Annotated in this window: 20 protein-coding genes; 17 read left to right on the top strand and 3 right to left on the bottom strand. The window is 68.0% G+C overall.

Going from position 1 to position 18,292, the window contains the following annotated elements; all coding sequences use genetic code 11:
- Window positions 1-230: 230 nt before the first annotated feature.
- Together O7632_RS10150 and O7632_RS10155 are read right to left on the bottom strand one after the other, a co-directional pair.
- The gene (locus tag O7632_RS10150; RefSeq protein WP_278113446.1) at window positions 231-1,055 is read right to left on the bottom strand and encodes an SAM-dependent methyltransferase; all 825 of its coding nucleotides are present in this window, start codon (window positions 1,053-1,055) and stop codon (window positions 231-233) included.
- A 53-nt stretch (window positions 1,056-1,108) separates the two neighbouring features.
- Window positions 1,109-1,561: a helix-turn-helix transcriptional regulator gene (locus O7632_RS10155; RefSeq protein WP_278113448.1), complete on the bottom strand. Its 453-nt coding sequence runs from the start codon at window positions 1,559-1,561 to the stop codon at window positions 1,109-1,111.
- 372 nt (window positions 1,562-1,933) lie between these two features.
- On the opposite strand from O7632_RS10155, the gene O7632_RS10160 reads away from it, so the two are divergent.
- From O7632_RS10160 to O7632_RS10240, 17 genes are all read left to right on the top strand, one after another.
- Window positions 1,934-2,128, top strand: coding sequence for a hypothetical protein (locus O7632_RS10160; protein ID WP_278113449.1), 195 nt, complete (start codon window positions 1,934-1,936; stop codon window positions 2,126-2,128).
- A 140-nt stretch (window positions 2,129-2,268) separates the two neighbouring features.
- Window positions 2,269-2,571 (top strand): hypothetical protein, encoded by a 303-nt coding sequence (locus O7632_RS10165; RefSeq protein ID WP_278113451.1) that lies wholly within the window; start codon window positions 2,269-2,271, stop codon window positions 2,569-2,571.
- A 154-nt stretch (window positions 2,572-2,725) separates the two neighbouring features.
- Complete coding sequence (locus tag O7632_RS10170; protein WP_278113453.1) at window positions 2,726-3,412, top strand: DUF981 family protein; 687 nt, start codon at window positions 2,726-2,728, stop codon at window positions 3,410-3,412.
- A gap of 204 nt (window positions 3,413-3,616) precedes the next feature.
- Entirely contained in the window at window positions 3,617-4,486 is an 870-nt protein-coding gene (locus O7632_RS10175) for a hypothetical protein (protein WP_278113455.1), read from the top strand.
- Window positions 4,480-5,388: a hypothetical protein gene (locus O7632_RS10180; RefSeq protein WP_278113457.1), complete on the top strand. Its 909-nt coding sequence runs from the start codon at window positions 4,480-4,482 to the stop codon at window positions 5,386-5,388. The genes O7632_RS10175 and O7632_RS10180 overlap by 7 nt, the downstream gene beginning before the upstream one ends.
- A 153-nt stretch (window positions 5,389-5,541) precedes the next feature.
- The gene (locus O7632_RS10185; protein ID WP_278119951.1) at window positions 5,542-6,153 is read left to right on the top strand and encodes an SAF domain-containing protein; all 612 of its coding nucleotides are present in this window, start codon (window positions 5,542-5,544) and stop codon (window positions 6,151-6,153) included.
- A gap of 1 nt (window position 6,154) precedes the next feature.
- Window positions 6,155-6,961, top strand: a complete 807-nt coding sequence (locus O7632_RS10190; RefSeq protein ID WP_278113458.1) for a hypothetical protein — start codon at window positions 6,155-6,157, stop codon at window positions 6,959-6,961.
- Complete coding sequence (locus tag O7632_RS10195) at window positions 6,961-8,349, top strand: ATPase, T2SS/T4P/T4SS family (RefSeq protein WP_278113460.1); 1,389 nt, start codon at window positions 6,961-6,963, stop codon at window positions 8,347-8,349. The genes O7632_RS10190 and O7632_RS10195 overlap by 1 nt, the downstream gene beginning before the upstream one ends.
- A complete protein-coding gene (locus O7632_RS10200; RefSeq protein WP_278113462.1) occupies window positions 8,340-9,254 on the top strand; it encodes a type II secretion system F family protein in 915 nt (304 codons plus the stop codon). The genes O7632_RS10195 and O7632_RS10200 overlap by 10 nt, the downstream gene beginning before the upstream one ends.
- Window positions 9,251-10,147, top strand: coding sequence for a type II secretion system F family protein (locus tag O7632_RS10205; protein WP_278113463.1), 897 nt, complete (start codon window positions 9,251-9,253; stop codon window positions 10,145-10,147). The genes O7632_RS10200 and O7632_RS10205 overlap by 4 nt, the downstream gene beginning before the upstream one ends.
- A 60-nt stretch (window positions 10,148-10,207) precedes the next feature.
- Window positions 10,208-10,399, top strand: a complete 192-nt coding sequence (locus O7632_RS10210) for a hypothetical protein (protein WP_278113465.1) — start codon at window positions 10,208-10,210, stop codon at window positions 10,397-10,399.
- A 5-nt stretch (window positions 10,400-10,404) separates the two neighbouring features.
- A complete protein-coding gene (locus tag O7632_RS10215; RefSeq protein WP_278113467.1) occupies window positions 10,405-10,890 on the top strand; it encodes a TadE family protein in 486 nt (161 codons plus the stop codon).
- The gene (locus O7632_RS10220) at window positions 10,887-11,339 is read left to right on the top strand and encodes a TadE/TadG family type IV pilus assembly protein (protein WP_278113469.1); all 453 of its coding nucleotides are present in this window, start codon (window positions 10,887-10,889) and stop codon (window positions 11,337-11,339) included. The genes O7632_RS10215 and O7632_RS10220 overlap by 4 nt, the downstream gene beginning before the upstream one ends.
- Complete coding sequence (locus O7632_RS10225; protein ID WP_278113470.1) at window positions 11,336-11,791, top strand: pilus assembly protein TadG-related protein; 456 nt, start codon at window positions 11,336-11,338, stop codon at window positions 11,789-11,791. Before O7632_RS10220 ends, O7632_RS10225 begins: the two co-directional genes overlap by 4 nt.
- A gap of 27 nt (window positions 11,792-11,818) precedes the next feature.
- Window positions 11,819-14,638 (top strand): BTAD domain-containing putative transcriptional regulator, encoded by a 2,820-nt coding sequence (locus O7632_RS10230; protein ID WP_278113472.1) that lies wholly within the window; start codon window positions 11,819-11,821, stop codon window positions 14,636-14,638.
- Window positions 14,635-15,522: a DUF2637 domain-containing protein gene (locus tag O7632_RS10235; RefSeq protein ID WP_278113474.1), complete on the top strand. Its 888-nt coding sequence runs from the start codon at window positions 14,635-14,637 to the stop codon at window positions 15,520-15,522. Before O7632_RS10230 ends, O7632_RS10235 begins: the two co-directional genes overlap by 4 nt.
- Before the next feature lie 1,161 nt (window positions 15,523-16,683).
- A complete protein-coding gene (locus O7632_RS10240) occupies window positions 16,684-17,343 on the top strand; it encodes a hypothetical protein (RefSeq protein WP_278113476.1) in 660 nt (219 codons plus the stop codon).
- A gap of 214 nt (window positions 17,344-17,557) precedes the next feature.
- On the opposite strand, the gene O7632_RS10245 is transcribed toward O7632_RS10240, so the two are convergent.
- Window positions 17,558-18,208 carry a hypothetical protein gene (locus O7632_RS10245; protein ID WP_278113479.1) on the bottom strand — a complete coding sequence of 217 codons (651 nt, stop codon included), beginning with the start codon at window positions 18,206-18,208 and terminating at the stop codon, window positions 17,558-17,560.
- Window positions 18,209-18,292 lie beyond the last annotated feature (84 nt).

Here is an 18,292-nt window from a genome sequence, read left to right on the forward strand (position 1 = left end):
TTTACACGACAGGTATCGTCGATCCTGCCAGCTCCTCCTTCTGGTCGATCTCTGTACGACCCGCTCCGGCGTACCTACTTGTGCACTCGGTCCTGCACGCCGAAACACGCACACCGCAAGCCAGCGCTACCGGCTGGTGCTGGTACAGACCCGGTTACCAGACGGGGTGCACTATCCTCGGCTGCCTGCCTCTGGGCGTCCCTCGTTGACGGGGCCATCGCCTCTGTCGGTCAGTCGGGTCTGCGGCCGAGTCCGGCGTGTGCTCCCGAGCCGACCGGGTCGTCGGCGAAATCCTCTGCCGGTCCTGGCCGCCATTGGGGCAGCCAGACGATTCCGGGCTCCTGGATCTCGTAGTCCGCGAAGAACCGCGCTACCTGTTCGCGTGATCGTGGGGTAGGAAGTGGTGCCGATCGCGCGCCGTAGGCGGCGGCGACACGTTGCGCTTCCTCCGGGGTGTATGACTCGGCAGCGCCGTGGCTGATGGCCAGGTAGCTGCCGGGGGCAAGTTGGTCACGTAGACATTCGACGATCCGGTACGGGTCGGCATCTTCAGGGATGAAGTGCATCACTGCGACGAGGAGCAGCGCGGTGGGCTGCGCAAGGTCGATGACGGTCTGCACATCGGGCCGGTTGAGCTGGTGAAGTAGCTGCTCAGGCCGGTGGAGGTCTCCCTCAATCGCGGTGGCGTGGGGGTTCTGGGCCAGCATCTGGTTGGCTGTCATCACGGCCACGGGGTCGATATCGACATAGACGACGCGGGCATCGGGCGCGGCGTCCTGGGCGATGTCGTGGACGTTGCCGGACGTCGGGATACCCGATCCTATGTCGAGAAATTGGCGGATTCCCAGGCGTACAAGGTGTTTGACCACTCGTTGAAGGAAGGCGCGGTTGGCGCGGGCCTGACGCGGCACGTTCGGCGTAATGCTGACGACGGCTTCGGCGGCTTGGCGATCGGGAGGTAGGTGGTAGCGACCTCCCAGGAAGTAGTCGTAGACGCGGGCGGCGCTTGCCCGTCCCGGGTCTACGCCGACCGTCCACGCCTCGTCCGCGCCCACTTCTCTGCCTCCATCGTCGGTTGCCATGTACGTACGGGAGTCTGTTGTCGGGCTCAGGACGGGTCGGGCGTCTCGCCGGTGGGGTGATCGCCGCTCTGGGCTGACTTGCCTTCGATCTTGCGGGCGAGGTCGGCCATGGTGGCCAGCGTCTCCAGCGACGGTGCCGACAGCCCTGCCGCTCTGAATGCGAGCCGCGCGACGCCAGCGTCATGCAGCAGCGCGACCCGGTCCATGACTTCGTTGACGTCGTCGGCCGTCTGTGAGTCGAGGAAGTAGGTGACCGGGACGGCGAAGAAGGTAGCGAGCGCGATCAGGACCTTAATCGTGGGGTTGTCGCTCTTGCCCTTGTGGAGCCGCCAGATGTAGGTGTGGGTAACCGCTACACCTTGTTGTGAGCGGATCGCCTCGGCGACCTGCTCGTAGCTGTACGGCTTGCCGTCCGGCCGGCGGATCTTGTCGAAGAGGTGATCGAGGCGGCTGGCTAGGGTTCCGTCGACGCTGGCCATGCCCCCGTCCCTTCGTCGTGCCTCGGTCGGCTGCCACCGCAGCGGCGCCGATCGCCGACGTCGCCACGCGCCAGATGAGTTTATGCTTCGGGTGGACACTTATCAACCACGAGTGACGACAGGACGGTCCGGTCGGAGCCACACAGGTCCAGCCCGGACGTCAGCTACCGCCTGCAGTCGCTGCTCATGGCGCGTGGCGGACACGCTGACCACGCAAGGTGCCCGGCATCGACAGGGTGCCACGGGGAGATTTCGGTGGGAGGAACCGTGCTGAGCAGTTCGAATCAGCCGTCATGCATCGATCGGACACGCAGCCCTGGTCGGCTGATCCGGCGAGCCCGGATGCAACGCGGATGGACGCAGGTTCGCTTGGTGAAGGCCATGCAGGACGAGGCTGCGCGCCGGGGCATGGCTCTGGCCAAGAGTGAATCGCTCCAGGCCAACCTGTCGCGCTGGGAGCGAGACAGGCAGGTGCCTGATCAGCTGCACAGGCGGGTGCTCGGTGCCGCGCTCGACGTCTGCGTCGAGCACCTGGGGCTGGATGCTGACCCCGACTTCCCGTGGTAGCACGGCACGGCCCATAGACCTGACAACCCATCAACCCTCGTCGGGTGGCATCCAGTCACGTCCAGACGCGTCGTCTTCCGGTGCGCAGGACCCGTCCGGCAGGGTCTATTCGTCAGAACCCGTGACGAATGAGGTGGGAAGTGAACGTCGACGAGCGAGCCGATTCGGTGGCACGGACCCGAGGCCTCGATCAGGATCGGCATGCACAGCCGTATGCGGAAACGCTGCAGATTGTTGCCCGACGAATCCGCCAGATGCGACGCCAACTGCAGGTCGCTCGCACCGCACAACCGACGGAGCATGACCGGGCGCTTCGAGGGCTATACGGGACCGCGCGGGCGATATCCATGTCTCTCAACCGCGCGCTCGACGACGGCGTGCGCGACTATTCCGTAGATCGTCTCGAGGTCACCGTCAGCCAGTATCGCACCACGGCGGATTGACGTTCGCGGTGCGACGACTCCCGGCCATAAGGCGACAGCCAGCGAGTTGCGTCCTATCTGGCCTGAAATCGACTCGCCCAATTAGGGCAAATCAGCAAAGACTGCGATCAAGTGGGGTGATCAACGCGTGCCGATTATAATGTTCAACACACTGATGGGCGTCTGTGCCGGGCTGTCGTTGCTGCTCGTTCCAAGGTTCTGGGCAGTGGTCACCAATGATCGGCCACCATTGACGCTGTTCTCCTCAACCGAGTTCAGTAGGTCCGGGTGGAGCGCAGCCTTCGGAATTCTCGGCAGCCTCTTGACCCTCCTTGGCTTCATCATGACCGTTGCACATCCGTTGGCGAGGGCGAAGCCATACATAGATTCGGTTTTTGGGGAACCTTGCCTGCTCCTAGGTGTCGTGCTCCTAGCAGCCGCTGTATGGCTCGGGTGCACCCCTCAGTCCCAGGCGTTTGACAAGCAATACTTACGGGCTTCCTTGGCTCCAGCCAGTTGGATCATCTTCGCCACCGGCATCGTGCTTTCCTGGTGCACTTTGGCGATCGTTCGGTTCGATCTGATTGGTTCCGCGCCACAGCATGAGCCCATCACTGGCCTCCTGCACGGCTCTCCCGCAGAGAACATCTTCTTCGCCCTCGTCCTGTACGGGCCATCGGCAGTGGGTTGCCTGCTGTTCCCCGCCGTCGTCCGAGGCAGGAGCCGGATCTCCTGGCTCACCCTCTACTGGTGCTGGACGGTCGCGGGGGTAGCCTTCCTGCTCTTTAGCGCCATGAACTACTACACCCACGCCGGGATGCTCGTCAATGAGGTATCCGACGGCCCTGCGCTCCGCTGGTGATCCACCGGCTGAAGTGCTATTAAAGTCGTCTTCTATTCACGGTGCTCTCGACTGAGGCGGCGCCTTGGTTTCCGGTGCCTGCTGCTGCCTCTATAGCCCCTAATGAATCCGGTAACGATCGGACGGTCCCGGCCCGTTGAGGGGGGCGGGCCGGGACCACGTGACAAGCAGGTCAAGTCCCCCAACGAGAAGGTAGAAGAGTCCATGATTCGCAAACACAAAGGAATCCTCACCGACCGGATCGGCCGTCCTGGACCAGAGGTAGAGATGAGTAGCGGATCCGCTCCCGTGGAGATCGGCACACAGCAAAGCGACGGGGCCAGCCGACCAGGATGGAGTCGTGGTTTCGGGCTCACCATGGCAATACTTGGTGCGGTCTCCCTTGCCGGACCTGCTCCGGAAACCGGTGCCGGCGGCAGTGGAAGTGTCGACTGCAACGCCAATCCGAGTGCGCCCGGGTGCGGTGTCGTCGTCGGCGCGCCGGATGGCGACCGTAGGGGCGGTAACGGTGGCGGCCTGGGCTCTATGACGAACCGCCGGCTCATGGCCTGTCTCGTTGGCGCATTAGCGCTGCTTGTTACGGCGTGCAGCGCCGACGAGACCTACGGCTCGCCGCCTACCCCGCCGCCAGCGACGGCATCGGCCACGCCAAGCCTCGAACCAGCCGACGCGGCAGAGAAAGATGTTCTCACAGCGTACCGGGGCATGTGGGACGCATTGGTGGAGGCAGGCAAGGTCTCGGATCCCGACGACCCCGATCTGCGAAAGTACGCCTCCGATCAGGCCCTGAGGTTGATCGTCAACGCGCTCTACATCAATCGGCAGCAGGGTGAGGTCATCCTCGGCGAACTGATACTCGACCCTCAGATTTCGGCTCTCGTGCCCGCCGCAGATCCCACCACGGCCACGGTCCTGGACTGCGTGAACGACGAGAACTGGTTGGAGTACAAGGCATCCGGCGGTCTGGTCAACGAGGAGCCCGGAGGCAGACACCGCATGACCGCCACTGTCGATCGGACCGCCGAGGGTTGGCGGGTCAGTTCATTCATCCTGGAGGAGGCCGGGACATGCTGACCGGCGGACCACGACTCGCGGCTCTGGTCATCGTCGTGGTGACAGCCCTCGTCGTATCGGCAGCAGTCGCCTACGCCGGTGGCGGTACCGGCGGTGTGCAATGCAGCGGGGACGACGCTCGCCCGGTCTGTGACGTCAACGCTGGTACTCCCAGCAAGCAGGGAAGCCCGAGCGCTGGTGGGAACGGCGGGGGCCAAAGCGGCGACGGCACGTGCCGTAACCCTTCCGGTGAGGAGATTCCGTGCGAGCGGGACGGGGGCTGGGCAGGCGCTGACGGTTGCTACTACGCGCCTGCCGATCCGCCGCCGTCCACGATCGAGGCCCTTGGTGGTCAGCCGGCGGGCGAGGGTGGCTGGTACATACGGATCTGCTATGGCGAGGACGCATCGTTCGGGGCCGTGGTGTGGATTGCTGGCGATCCGCCGGTGGTGTCTCCGGCGGTGTTGGCCCGGCAGGCGTGGGCGCGGCTTGATCTGCCGTCGGTCGTCATCCGGATGAATCCGTCCGGTGAGCAGCTGGTCAATCTGCCGGTGTGGCTGGCTCTCGAGGAGGGGTCGTGGCGTTCGCAGTCGGCGACGGCTTCCGTGCCGGGTGTCTCGGTGACGGCGACGGCGCGGCCGGTGGGGGCGAGTTGGTCGATGGGCGACGGGACGACCGTGACCTGTGAGGGTCCGGGGACGCCGTGGGCGTCGGGTGCCGATCCGGCGAAGGCGTCGCCTGATTGCGGGCATGTCTACCGGCGGTCGTCTGCAGCCGCACCGGGCGGCGCCTACACGGTGATGGTCACGGTGACGTGGGAGGTGACCTGGGCTGGTGCCGGGCAGTCCGGCACAGTGCCGGCACTGACCACCAGCGGGCAGGTGCAGGCCCGGGTGCAGGAGTCGCAGGCAGTCGTTCGCTAGGCCAGCAAGTTCGGTTCGTTCGAGCGCCGAGTCCGAGGAGGAGACGTCATGGCGCTGGATTCCGTGCGCCCAAAATCAGGTCGAGAGGGTGGCGCGACGGCTGCTGCCCGTGCGGGTCGGGGACCGTGGCGGGCGACCCGGCGGCGTCGCCGGTTGCCGTTCGTCGCGCTGGGCGGCCTGCTGGTCATCGTGTGCGTGCTGGCCTACGCCTACGGGGCAGCGCAGCTGGGTGACCGTGTTCAGGTGCTCGCGGTGGCGCGGCCGGTGGCGGCCGGGCAGGCGATCACCGCTGCGCATCTGACGCAGGTCTCGGCCGCCCGTGAATCGCGTGTGCGGCTGGTGCCGGCTTCGAACGCCGTGGAGGTGGTGGGTCGTACGGCGGTGGTGCCGTTGGTAGCCGGCATGTTGTTGACGCCGGAGGTACTCGGCGACGCGGCGTTTCCGCCGGGCGGTCAGGTGACCGCCTCGGTGGCGGTGAAGCCGGGCCAGTATCCGCAAGGGCTGGCGGCTGGCGCGCGGGTCGCGGTCTACGTCCCAGCGTCTGTACAGGATGACGGCCAGCCGGACCCGGCACCGACCTCGGCACCGACCTCGGCGGCGACACCGGACCGGTTGGCGGCGGTGGTGCTGGGGGTCGACCTCGCTGGCGATGGCCAGGGCGCGACGGTCATCACCCTGTTGTTGGATGCCTCAGACGCGCCAGTGTTAGCGGCGGCTCCGGCTGGCGCTGTGGTGCTGATGCAGACCTCACCGGTGGAGGGCTGACATGCCCTTGCTGGCGGTGACGTATGTGAAGGGTCGTCCGGGTGCGACGACGACCGCGCTCGGGTTGGCCGCGGTGGCGCCGGAGTGGGCGCGGCCGGTGGTGGTGGAGTGCGATCCGGCGGGTGGCGACCTGACGCGCCGGCACCGGTTGCGGGCAGCGCCGAGCATCGTCGATTTGGCCGCTGCGGCGCGGGGTGTGGCGAGCCCTGGGGATGTGTACGCCGTCGCGTCGCAGCAGTTGCTGGTGGCTGACGTCGCGGTGCCGGTGGTAGGGGCCCCGGCCGGCGGCGCGCAGACCCGGGCGGCGGTGCCGGAGTTGACCGGCAGCGGCCGGGCGGTGCTGACCGCGTCGGATCGGGTCGTGGTGGCGGACTGCGGCCGCTTGGGTCCGGGGTCACCAGTGTGGCCGTTGCTGCGGCAAGCGGATGTGGTGTTGGTGCTGGTGCGGGCGAACGCCGACGAGGTGGCGCATGTGCGGGAGCACCTGGGCGAGCTGGTGGATGCGGGTACGGGTCGGATGGTCGTGCTGCTCGGTGCGGGCGGTGCATATCCGGCCGGGGAGGTGGCGGATGTCCTGGCGGCCCATGTCAGGGGCGAGTTGGCGGGCGATCCGGAGGCGGTGGTGGTGCTCGGCCCTCTACCGGATGACCGGCGGGCGGCGGCGGTGCTCGACGGGGACCTCGTAGCTGGTGCGCGGTGGCGTCGGCTGCCGCTGATGGCCGCGTACGCGCGGCTGTGGACCGACCTCGCCCCGTACCTGCCCGTCGTCGCCCCGCAGTCCTCCGATACAGCGCCGGAGGCGACATGATGACCAGTCCGTTCCTGCCGACCCAGGGCGCGGGGGAGGCCGGCGAGGCCACAGTGGTACGGCGTGTCCGCCGCGAGGTCGCTGAGCGGCTCACCCGGGCCACCCGGGCGCACGAGACGGCGACCGGTTCACCGATGCCCGCCGACGACCGTGCGGCGACGACCCGGCGGTTGATCACCGAGGTTCTGGACGCGTACGCCACGGAGGAAATGAACGCCGGCCGGCCGCCGCTGCGTCCACACGTCGAGTCGCGGGTGGGCCGGGTGGTGGCGGACATGTTGCTCGGCGCAGGTGGCCTGCAACCACTGCTCGATGACGGGCAGATCGAAGAGGTCAACGCCAACGGGTGTGACGAAGTGTTCGTCCAGTACTCCAACGGCGGGCGGGCAAAGGTCGGACCGATCGCCGACTCCGATGCGGAGATGGTAGAGCTGATTCGCCGGCTGGCCGCCGACGCCGGCCGCGCCGAGACCGGCGGCGAGGGTGCGGAGGAACGCCGGTGGGATCGGGCCGCTCCGATCCTGAACTTGCAGCTCGCGGACGGTTCGCGGCTGCACGCGGTCATGTCGGTGACGAGGCGTCCGGCGTTGTCGATCCGCCGGCACGGCTACGTGAAAGTCACCCTCGCTGATCTGGAACAGCTCGGCACCGTCAATCCGGTGCTGCGGGAACTGCTGTCTGCTGCGGTGCGGGCGAGGTTGAACGTGCTCATCGCAGGGCGGGTCGGTGCGGGCAAGACGACCCTCCTACGGGCGCTGGCGTCGGCGATTCCACCGCACGAGCGGATCGTGACGATCGAGGACACCTACGAGTTGGCGCTCGACGCGGACAAGGCCGTGCATCCAAACGTGGTGCCGTTGCAGTCGCGGGAAGCCAACGTCGAGGGCGAAGGCGCGATCGACATGAGCACGTTGTTCCGCTCGGGACTGCGCATGTCCCCGGACAGGGTCATCGTCGGAGAGATCCGTGGGCACGAGGTCATCCCGATGCTCAACGCCATGTCGCAGGGTAACGACGGGTCGTTGGGCACCATCCACGCCTCGTCATCGGGTGGGGCGCTGAAGAAGCTGATGCTCTACGCCGCGCAGGCACCGGAACGTCTGGCCCCGGCCACCACCAACCTCCTCGTCGCCGAGTCCGTGCACCTGGTAGTGCATATGGGGCTCACCGGTAACGGCAGTGGCCGGGTGCTGACCTCGGTACGGGAGGTCGTCGACGCGGACGGGCTGAACGTGTCCAGCAACGAGATTTTCCGCCCCGACCCCGATGGGCGGGCGGTGCCGGGTGCGCCGCCGTCGACCGGGCTGCTGTCGGCACTCACCCGACGTGGTTTCAACCCCGGGTTGCTGGATGAGGCCCGCACCGCCCCGGGTGGGGGGTGGGCGTGATGGTGTTGTCGACGCCGCTGGCTGCCCTGCTAGGGGCCGGAACCGCGTTCGGGCTGGTCCTGCTGGCGGTGGGTTTGTCGCGTCGAGACGGCGGGCCCGCCGACTCCGCAGCGGACCTCGATGCGGAGCCGTGGTGGTCGAGGCTGACGGCATCCCGTGGCCCGGTCGACCGGCGTCGGGTAGCGCTGTGCCTGGCCGTCGGCGTGGTCGTCGGTGCGGTGACGCGGTGGCCGGTCGCGGCAGGTCTGGCGGCGGCCGGAGCGTGGATGCTGCCGGCCATCATCGGCCCGGACCGCGACCACGCCCGTCGGGTGGCCCGGATCGAAGCGATCGCGACCTGGACGGAGGCGTTGCGGGACAACCTGTCCGCAGCGGCCGGGCTGGAGCAGGCGATCACGGCCAGCGCGATCGAATCCCCGGAGCCGATCCGTGAGGAGGTGGCCCGGCTCGCGGTGCGCCTACAGCGCAGTTGGCGGCTACCGGACGCGCTGCGCGGGCTCGCCGACGAGTTGGCCGATCCGACCGCTGATCTTGCCGTCGCCGGGCTGGTGATGGCCGCGCGGGGCAGCGCTGGGCAGCTCGGCGATGTCCTGGGCGAGCTGGCCGCGTCCGCGCGGGCCAAGGTCGCCTCTCGACAACGCATCGCCGCCGCCCGCAAACGCAACCGCACCTCTGCGCGGGTGATCGTCGGTGCGACCCTGGCCATGGCCGGAATGCTGGCCCTGCTCAACCGGGGCTACCTCGCCCTGTTCGACACCCCGACCGGTCAGCTGGTGCTCCTGGCCGCCGGCTGCTGCTTCACGTTGGCATTCGCGTGGCTCGGCCGCCTCATGCGCGACCGCGATGCCTCCAGGATCTTGGCGGGTGCCGCCGTGCCGGACGAGTCGCGGACGGTGCCGACATGACCGGTCTGGTGTTGCTGGCCGGGATCGGCACCGGCCTCGGATTGTGGCTGATGGTGGTGGGCTGGTTTCCCCGTCCACCACGGTTGGGCAAAGCCCTCGACGTCCCGTACGGCATCGACCTGGTCGACGCCGCCATCACCGCCCCGCCGGTGGGGTGGTCGGGGCGGTGGGGCCGTCCGGCGGTGCGGTGGCTGCGCCGCGCCGGGCTGCCTCTTGCTTCGACCCGCCGGGACCTCGCCACCGTCGACAAGCCGGTAGAGGTGCACTTGGTCGAGCAGTCGACCGCAGCGGTGTTCGGGCTCCTGCTGCCTCCCGCCGTCGCGTCGCTGCTCGCCCTGGCCGGAGTGGGCACCGGCGTGACGATGCCGGCCGCCGCGTCGCTGCTGCTCGGCGCGGCCGGGTTCCTCGCCCCGGAACTGTCAGTGCGATCGGAGGCCGCCAAGCATCGGACCGCGTTCCGCGACGCCTTGTCATCATTTCTCGATCTGGTCGTGATCAGCCTCGCGTCCGGGGCCGGGGTGGATCAGGCGCTTGATGACGCGGCGAAGGTAGGCTCCGGCTCTGCCTACACCGAACTGCGCTACGCCCTGGCCGAGGCTCGGCTGGCCCGGGTACCGCCGTGGGACATCCTCGCCGCTCTCGGCCGCCGGGTCGCCGTCGCCGAGTTGCAGCAGCTCGCCGCCACCATCGGGCTGGCCGGCACCGAGGGGGCCAAGGTCCGCGCCTCTCTGCGGTCTCGTGCCGTCGCCCTACGCGCCCGGCAACTCACCGACGCCGAGGGTGAGGCGAATGCCGCGACCGAGCGGATGGCGCTGCCCATCGTCGCCCTGTTCGCCGGCTTCCTGATCTTCCTCGGCTATCCCGCGATGGCCGCCGTCCTCGGAGGTCTGTAGCTCCAGTTCACCAGGCCCGACCTGTCACCAGGTCTTCGTACCGCATTGGAGGAACACGCGATGTCCGCTCTCCTCGCCTACCTGGCCGCCGAGCTGCGGCACCGCTGGCAGGCAGCCCGTGCCAACCCCGACGGCGGCTACTCCACCGAGTCCGTCCTCGTCACCGCCCTGCTGGTGACCCTGGCGATCGCGGTCATCGGCATCATCGCGGTCAAGGTCGTGGGCAAGGCCAACAGCATCAACCTCGGCTGACACCGATGCCGCCAACCACCACCGTCGCGGAGCACCGCACCGAGCGCCGACCCTCCCCGGCGCTCGGCGCGGCCAGGCGGCTACGCACCCGATGCCGCCACGTCACCACCGGCTCCGACACCGGCGCCGCCACAGCCGAGCTGGCCATCGCGATGCCGCTACTACTGCTCATCGTCATGTTCGTGATCCAGGCCGGAGTGTTCATGCACGCCACCCACATCGCCCAGAGCGCCGCGAACCGCGCGGCCAACGCCGCCGCCGGCTACCAGTCCAGCGCCGCCACCGGCCGCGACGCGGGCCAGCAGACCCTCGCCGCGATCGGCGACGGGGTACTGAAGGACCCGTCAGTGTCGGTGACCCGTACCGCAACCGAGGTCCGCACCGAGATCACCGGCACCGCCGCGACCGTGGTCCCCGGCGTACGGTGGCCGGTCCGAGCCACGGTCATACGACCCGTCGAGCGCTTCGTCCCCGACAGAGCCGCACCATGACCAATGCCGCAACGCGCGCCCGGCTTCGCCAGCACGCCACGGGCGGCGACCGAGGGACGAGCACCACCGAGGCAGCGCTCGTGACCCCGCTGCTGGTCGCCGTCATGCTGTTCGTGGTGCTCTGCGGCCGGCTGGTCTCCGCACAGATGGACGTCGACGCCGCCGCCAGCGCCGCCGCCCGGTCAGCCTCACTCGCCCGCACTGACGCCGCCGCCCACGCCGCAGCTGAGCACACCGCCCGGGAGACCCTCGCCGCCCGCGCCGTCACCTGCCAGCAGGTCAGCGTCACCGTCGCCACCGGTGGACTCCAGCCAGGCGGAGCGGTCACCGTCACCCTGGCCTGCACCGTTTCCCTGGCTGATCTCGCACTGCTGTCCGTGCCCGGAGCCCGCACCGTGGCGGCCACAGCGACCTCCCCAATCGACGCCTGGCGCGGAGGCGCATCATGAGGCCATCCGACGTCGGCCGCTGGTGGCGGCTACGCGAACGCGCCGGTGACGACTTCGGCCAGGTGACCGCGTTCGCCGTACTCATGATCATCGCCTTGCTCGCGGTCGCCGGGCTCGTCCTTGACGCCGGGCTGGCCCTGACCGAGAAGGTCCGCGCCCTCGACATCGCCCAGGCCGCAGCGCGCGCCGGTGCGCAGGAACTGGACCTGTACCAGTACCGCACCCGCAACATCGCCGAACTCGACCCGCCACGCGCCGCGTCGGCGGCACGAGCATGGCTCGCCTCGGCAGGCACCACGGGCGAGGCCACCGCCACGGCGACCACCGTCACCGTCACCGTGCACCGCACGAGTGACACCCAACTCCTGCAGATCGTCGGCGTACACCAACTCGACGTCTCCGCGACCGCTACCGCCACCGCCGTACAAGGCGTCATCGGCCCCGCCACCTGACCACGCACATCCTGAGGACGATCACGCATGTTCCGCGCCTTCGCCGTCATCGCCCGAACCGTGCGCGCCATGCTCGCGTTCACCGCGCTGGCCGGCTTCACCGCCGGAGTCCCGTGGCTGCTGATCGTCACTGCAGGCTGGCCCCTCGATTGGATCGGCTGGCCAACCCTCGCAGCGATACCGATCACGAGCGACCTACACACGGCGGTCACGAGTCCGTGGTCCGATCAGATGGTCCTCGCGCTGCTCGCCACGATCGGCTGGGTGCTGTGGGCACAGTTCCTCCGCGACACCATCATCGAGATCGTCGAGACGTCCGCCGCCGCGTCAGCAACCCGACGCGGTCAGCCCCGGCCGCCAACTGCGCGGCGCGGCCCAATTCGCTGGGTTGCCGCTGTGCTCGTCGGGGCGACCGTCGGAGCCGTGCTGTTCGACGCCGCCCGTGTCGTCACCAGCCCCACGACCGCCAACGCCGCTGACGTTGCCGCCCGTCGCCCAACCGTTGCCGTCAACCCCGCACACACCGACACCCCACAGGCGACGCACCACGACCGACGGCCAGCGCTGACCGTCACCGCATCCGCCACCAGCACCGCGCTCCCGCTGACTGGCCACCGAGACAATCCCACCGTCCCCGTCTGGGCACGCGACGCCCCAGGAGGGACACACCACGTCGTCGCCGGAGACAACCTGTGGGACCTAGCCGCGACCCACCTCAGCGACCCACACCGCTGGCGGGAGATCTACAAACTCAACCGGGGACACGAGCAGCCCAACGGGTACGCCCTCACCGACCCCGACCAAATCCACGTCGGCTGGATCCTTGCTCTCCCCGCACGTCAGGCGACACCCGCGACCGATGCTGAGGCCCCCGCCGCCGACAGCCCGGGCACCAGCACACCAGGAGCCGACGAGGCAGTCCCACCTGCGCCGCCGACCAGTGCCACACCAGCGCCCAATAGCCCAGAGCCAAGCACACCAACCCCGCGTACCACCGATCCGAGCGCAACCGACGACTCGGCCGAAGCCGACGCACCCCAGGCGGACAACGATTCGGCCGACGACGAGCCGACCGACGAGGCCGGCATCACGCTGCCTACGCAGGGCTGGATCAGCCTCGGCCTGGCCGCCGCCATCGCTGCCGTCGCCGCACTGCTGCGCCTACAACGACGACGCCGCGCCCGCCTCACCTTCCCGGCACCGGCCAACATCGCACGGCAGCCGTCCCCGATGCCACCGTCCCTCGCTAAAGCCGACATGATCGGCAGCCGCAACCTCGGCCGCAACGGCGATGACCACCGACCCGCCAGACCGGCCGTGCCGGCACCGGTCGGCCTCGACGCCGACGCCGCCGAGGTCAGCCTGTTCCAGCTACCCGGTACCGGCATCGCCCTACACGGCGACGGAGCCATCCCGGCAGCCCGCGCCATCCTCGCCGCTGTCCTCACCACCAACGCCACCGAGACCGCCGTCCTACGGCCCGTGGTCGTCACCACCACTGGCCTGCTCAACGAACTCCTCCCCGAGGAAGCCTCGGCGATGGGCCTGGACCCGGACGGCACCGCCTACGACGGGGAACGACTCATCGTCCTCGCCGACACCGCAGCGGCTGTGACGCACGCTGAAGAAGAAATGATCGGCCGTAGGCGCCTGCTGGACACCTTCGACGCGAACACCATCACCGACCTCAACGCCCGCCCCGACCACGCCGAGACCCAGCCGCCGTACGTGCTGCTCATCGAGTCGACCAGCCGCCACGCCGCCCGACTCCAGGCCGTCACCACCCACCGCGCTGCCCTGGACCTGCACCCCGTGATCCTCGGCGACCAAGGAGGCGTCCCTACCGTCGATGTCGCCACAGATGGCACCACGACAGGCACCGGCGAGCCGTACCCCGCAACGAGGCTGTCCACCCTGGGTGCCGATGGCCTCGCCGCCATCCTGAGCATGCTCACCGACGCCCTCGCCCGCCCCGAGGCCGGCACCGACGTCGACGCCCCGCCCGTCGACGCTTTTCCAACCGCGGCCACCGTCGAGACGACCGAGCCAGCGCCCGTCCAGCCCGCCGACGCACCGGCCCTGGTACAGCTCCGAGTGCTCGGCCCAGTCTCCGTCGCCACCGATGCCGGCCCGATCGCGACGGGAATGCGCACCGGCTCGTACACCGTCCTGGCCATGCTCGCCGCCCACCCCGCCGGCCGGACCCTCGACCAACTCGCCGCCGCCATGCACCCCGACGCCGACCCGACTGCCGCCGTCAAACGGGTACGCACGGACATCACCTCCGCCCGGCGGGTGCTGCGCACCGCCACCGGCCACGAGGAACCCATGTTCATCGTTCACGACCCGGCCACCGGCCGATACCAGCTCGACCCCGAGACCGTCACAGTGGACCTCTGGCAGATGCTCACCGCCATCAATCAGGCCACCACCGCCACCGACGAGCAGACGGCCCTCACCGCCTTACGCCGCGCGACCGACCTCTACTCAGGTGACTTCGCCGACGGCCACGACAACACCTGGGCCACCGACTACGCCACCAGCTACCGCCACCGGATCCTCACCGCCCACGCCCGCATCGCTGAGATCCTCGAGACCGACCACCCCGACCAAGCCATCGCAGCCCTCGAACACGCAGCCGAACTCGACCCAGTCAACGAAGAGCTGTACCAGCGGATCATGCGCATCCACGGCCGTCAGCAACGCCCCGACGCCGTACGGCGCACCCTGCGCCGGCTGGAGGAACGCCTCGCCGACCTCGGCGACGCCGAACCATCCCAGGCCACCCGCCGCGTCGCCGAACGGCAGCTCCGACCCACCGCCCCCGTCGCCGGGACACGACCATGACCGGCCGACGCCTTCAACGACTGCAGTGGGCGGTACGGGCAACGCTCGCCCTCGGCGTGGCCGCCTCGGTCACCGCGAACATCCTGCACGCTCAGCCCAACCCGATCTCCCAGGCCATCGCAGCATGGCCACCAATGGCCCTGCTCATCACGGTCGAACTGGTCACCCGTGTACCCGTGCACCGCCGTACGCTCGGCGTCATCCGGGTGGTCGCCGCCTCGGCCATCGCCGTGATCGCAGCCTGGATCAGCTACCACCACATGGTTGGAGTAGTCGCCCGATACGGCGAAACCGGAACCGTGCCCTACCTCCTACCGCTCTCGGTGGACGGGCTGATCATCGTCGCGTCGGTGTCACTCGTCGAACTCGCTGCCCGTCGTCGCGAGGTCGACAACCAACCGCCGACACCAGCCACGGCACCGACCACTGCTACCGCCCCGACCGCCGATTCAACGCCGAGCACAGGCGATGCGATGCAAACGCGCCCAAGCCCTCCGTCGGAACGCCCGAGCACCGACGCCGACAGGCCGCACCTCGGTGTCGTCACCACCAACCAGCACTCGGTAGCGGACCACGTGCCGGACGACTCCGGGTACGGACATGATCCGGCAAGTGGCACACACGAGTATCGTCACCCAGACACGGACGACGAGGCCGGCGAGGGCCCCGATCTCCCGCCGGACCTGGTACCGCTGCTACCCGCAGCCCGCGCCGCTCGCGACGAGCTGACACGCGAAGGCCAGACCGTCAGCCGGGATGCCCTCGCGCGTCGGCTTCGCCGCAACGGCCACTCCATCCGCAACAGCGGTGTGTCGCAGATGCTCGCCGCGCTACGCCGCGAGACGCGAATGGTCAACGGCTCTCGTCCCACGCCCCCGGCATAGCCAGCCAGCATTCTCAGGAATACTGCGGCAGACGAGAGGAAGCCCCCGTCAACATGACCCTGAAGCAGGACGACGCCCGCCCGCCGCACCCACAGCACTGACCACCCTGTGCTACTGGTCGCTGACCCGCAGCACCGCCTCCAACGGATGCGTCGAAAGGCATGGACGACGCTTGTACTCTCGGCATGGCCGCCCAGTCCCGCAAACATCCTGCAAGCCCCCACCCACTCGTTACCCCAGGCCGTCTCGGCATGGCCCCACACATGATCGGAGTCGCTTGTCGGAGCCCGACGCTCCCACAATCCACCGAAGCTGACTTCCTACCTTGTGGACGATGGCATGACCGACCGTGCCGCTACTGATAGCCATCTAGCTGTATCGAAGCTGAACAGAACGATTCATGCTTGACGGCGCGTGCTTCCCCATAAGGGCTCATGGTAGGAGACTTTTTGACCTTGCAGGATCATGTCCAGCGCGCGCTGGATCTCAAGGACGAGCTCGGTCCCTTGCTCCACGGCAACGAGCGCCCAACCGCTTGGGCGATGGAAGAGAGGTCGACAACGACATCGCAAGTGGCCATTGCTTCTGGGTGTTCACCGACCAGGCACTCAATGTCGTCAACTGGCCGGGCGGTATGACGAGGTGCCGCCTGCCTACGGCGACCGGCAGTGGCAGCTGCAGGTCAAAGCCAGCCCCGGTATTCCTGATCCTCGCGCGCCGCTCCTCGTTTTGATTTGGCTGTCTGGCAAACTCGTGCATGGAGGCGTAGTGCCTATGGTGGATGAATTTTTCGCGGGGCGCCTGTGGGAGGTGTTCCGCGATCGGTCACATCGTGGATAGCGTCGTAGGTACCGCGACAGGCAGTGATGATCGCGCGAAGCGCGCTCGTCATCCCCGCTGCCACACCGCCGACGACGAACCGACCAGCGACGGCAAGCCGTGGGCAGGGATGCCGCCGCACGTCGACTACGCCGTAACGTCAACGCCATCGGCGACAGCGGCGTGTCGCAAAGGGTCGCCACGATACGCCGCGAGACCCGAACGGTCAATGGCTCCCGCCCCACGACCGAAGAGCGAACGTCGGGCTAGGCGACTTCAGGGTCAATAACCCACCAAACTGATTCCATCCGAACTTCATCATTATTGAATTGGAGAGCCCTTGTGTGGCTAGCAGCTGAAGTAGGCCAGCAGGCGCCACTGTGGCAAACTGCAGTGATCTCGACCCTTAGTGGTCTTGTCGGCGGCCTACTCGCGCTAACAGGTAGTTGGTTAACGCAACAATCGACCAAGAAGAGGGAGAGTGAACGCTGGGAACGTGAGCTGCAGAAACAGCGAGACGATCGGGTTGCTCAGGTCTACCTAGACGCGGCTGAGTTCGCCGAAAACACTCGCGCGTGGCTCAAGACAAGCGGCGACCCGTTCATTCGGGCCGAGCTCGCCACCCTTAGCGTACACGAGAATCAACTTTCTGCACGAATAAGGTTGTTTGGCGGCAGATCTGCAAATGCCGTATGGATCAAGTTCATGGAAGATCTGGGCGTCATCCGAGCCCAAATTGCATATGGAAACATCGCCCACGACAAATATGGCCAGGAGTATCTCGAAGATTCCAAATGTGAGCCGCGAGCCGAGGTCTCGTCAGTTATTGTACTACTAGCCTTCCGGCAGCTAATCGATGGGCGTGATCAAGTCGACTGGAACGCACTAGAAAGCGGATTCCCGGAATCCGCGAGCTCCCTGGATCACGAGTCTTATCAAGAGTTCATCAAAGAGTGGTTTAGTTCAAAATGGCGCTCCGCAAAGCTTGGGGGTATCGAATAGGCGTGGGTGGTGATGGTCTTTTCTTGCAAGGAATAGTCGGAAGGCTGCGAGCCAGCCGGGCCCAGCAGCCTTCCTGTCTAATGTGCCGCAACTCGGAGATCTTCGGTGTAGCTGGGGACTGTTCACCTGACGTAGGTTGAGTTCTGCATCACCGACAGGGTGGACAACGGCAGAACGAGGTGCCGAGGGTGGAGCTGATACTCATCGTGGCTCGTCACGGGAGACCCGCAACGCGGCGCGCTTCGGTTAGCAGGCGTTGTGCGGTGCGTTGCGGGATGCCGAGTTTGCTTGCCAACTTTGCACCAAGCCCACGCCGGTCACGTCCAGCAGTGCCGGCGTCGTTCAGCAACTGGATGGCGGTCTGGAGGCGGGGGTCGTCGGCGTACGGGTGCGGCTTGCGGTCGCCCGTGGTGCCGGGGGTACGGCCCGTCGATTGTCGACCGGTGCGAGCATCGGCGACAGCCCAGACGGTGCGCCGGTACCACAGGCGTCGTTGCCGCCCGTCTGGCAACATCTCTGTACGGTCGGGGCGTTCGAGCAGGGTGTCGGGCAGGTTGCGGTAGGAGCCGTAGCCGAGGATCCTCGCTGCCGCACCGGAGCCGACGAGGTCATTGGGGTGTCCGCGGCGGTCGACCTTGGTGAGCTCGGCGCGCTTCGCGGCCTGGTGCGCTTCGTGGAATGTCTCGATGTCGTCGAGCCAGAACCACTGGCGACCGTCGCTGCGGAAGCCCTCAGGGAAGCCGAATCGGGCGCGGTGGCGGTGCCAGTGGTTGACGGTGGAGTAGGCCGCGCCGGTGTGCGCGGCGGCGCCGGCCCGGTCGAGGGCTGTCCGTCCGTCGATCACGCGTCGTGCCACGCCGTTCATCCTCCCTCGCGGGCGGCTCGGTAGCCGCCCGCGTCGTCGAGGTGGGTGTGGCTCGGGTCGTAGGATCGGCGGTACGCCTGGCCC

This window comes from Solwaraspora sp. WMMD406 (assembly GCF_029626025.1).
Lineage (GTDB): Bacteria > Actinomycetota > Actinomycetes > Mycobacteriales > Micromonosporaceae > Micromonospora_E.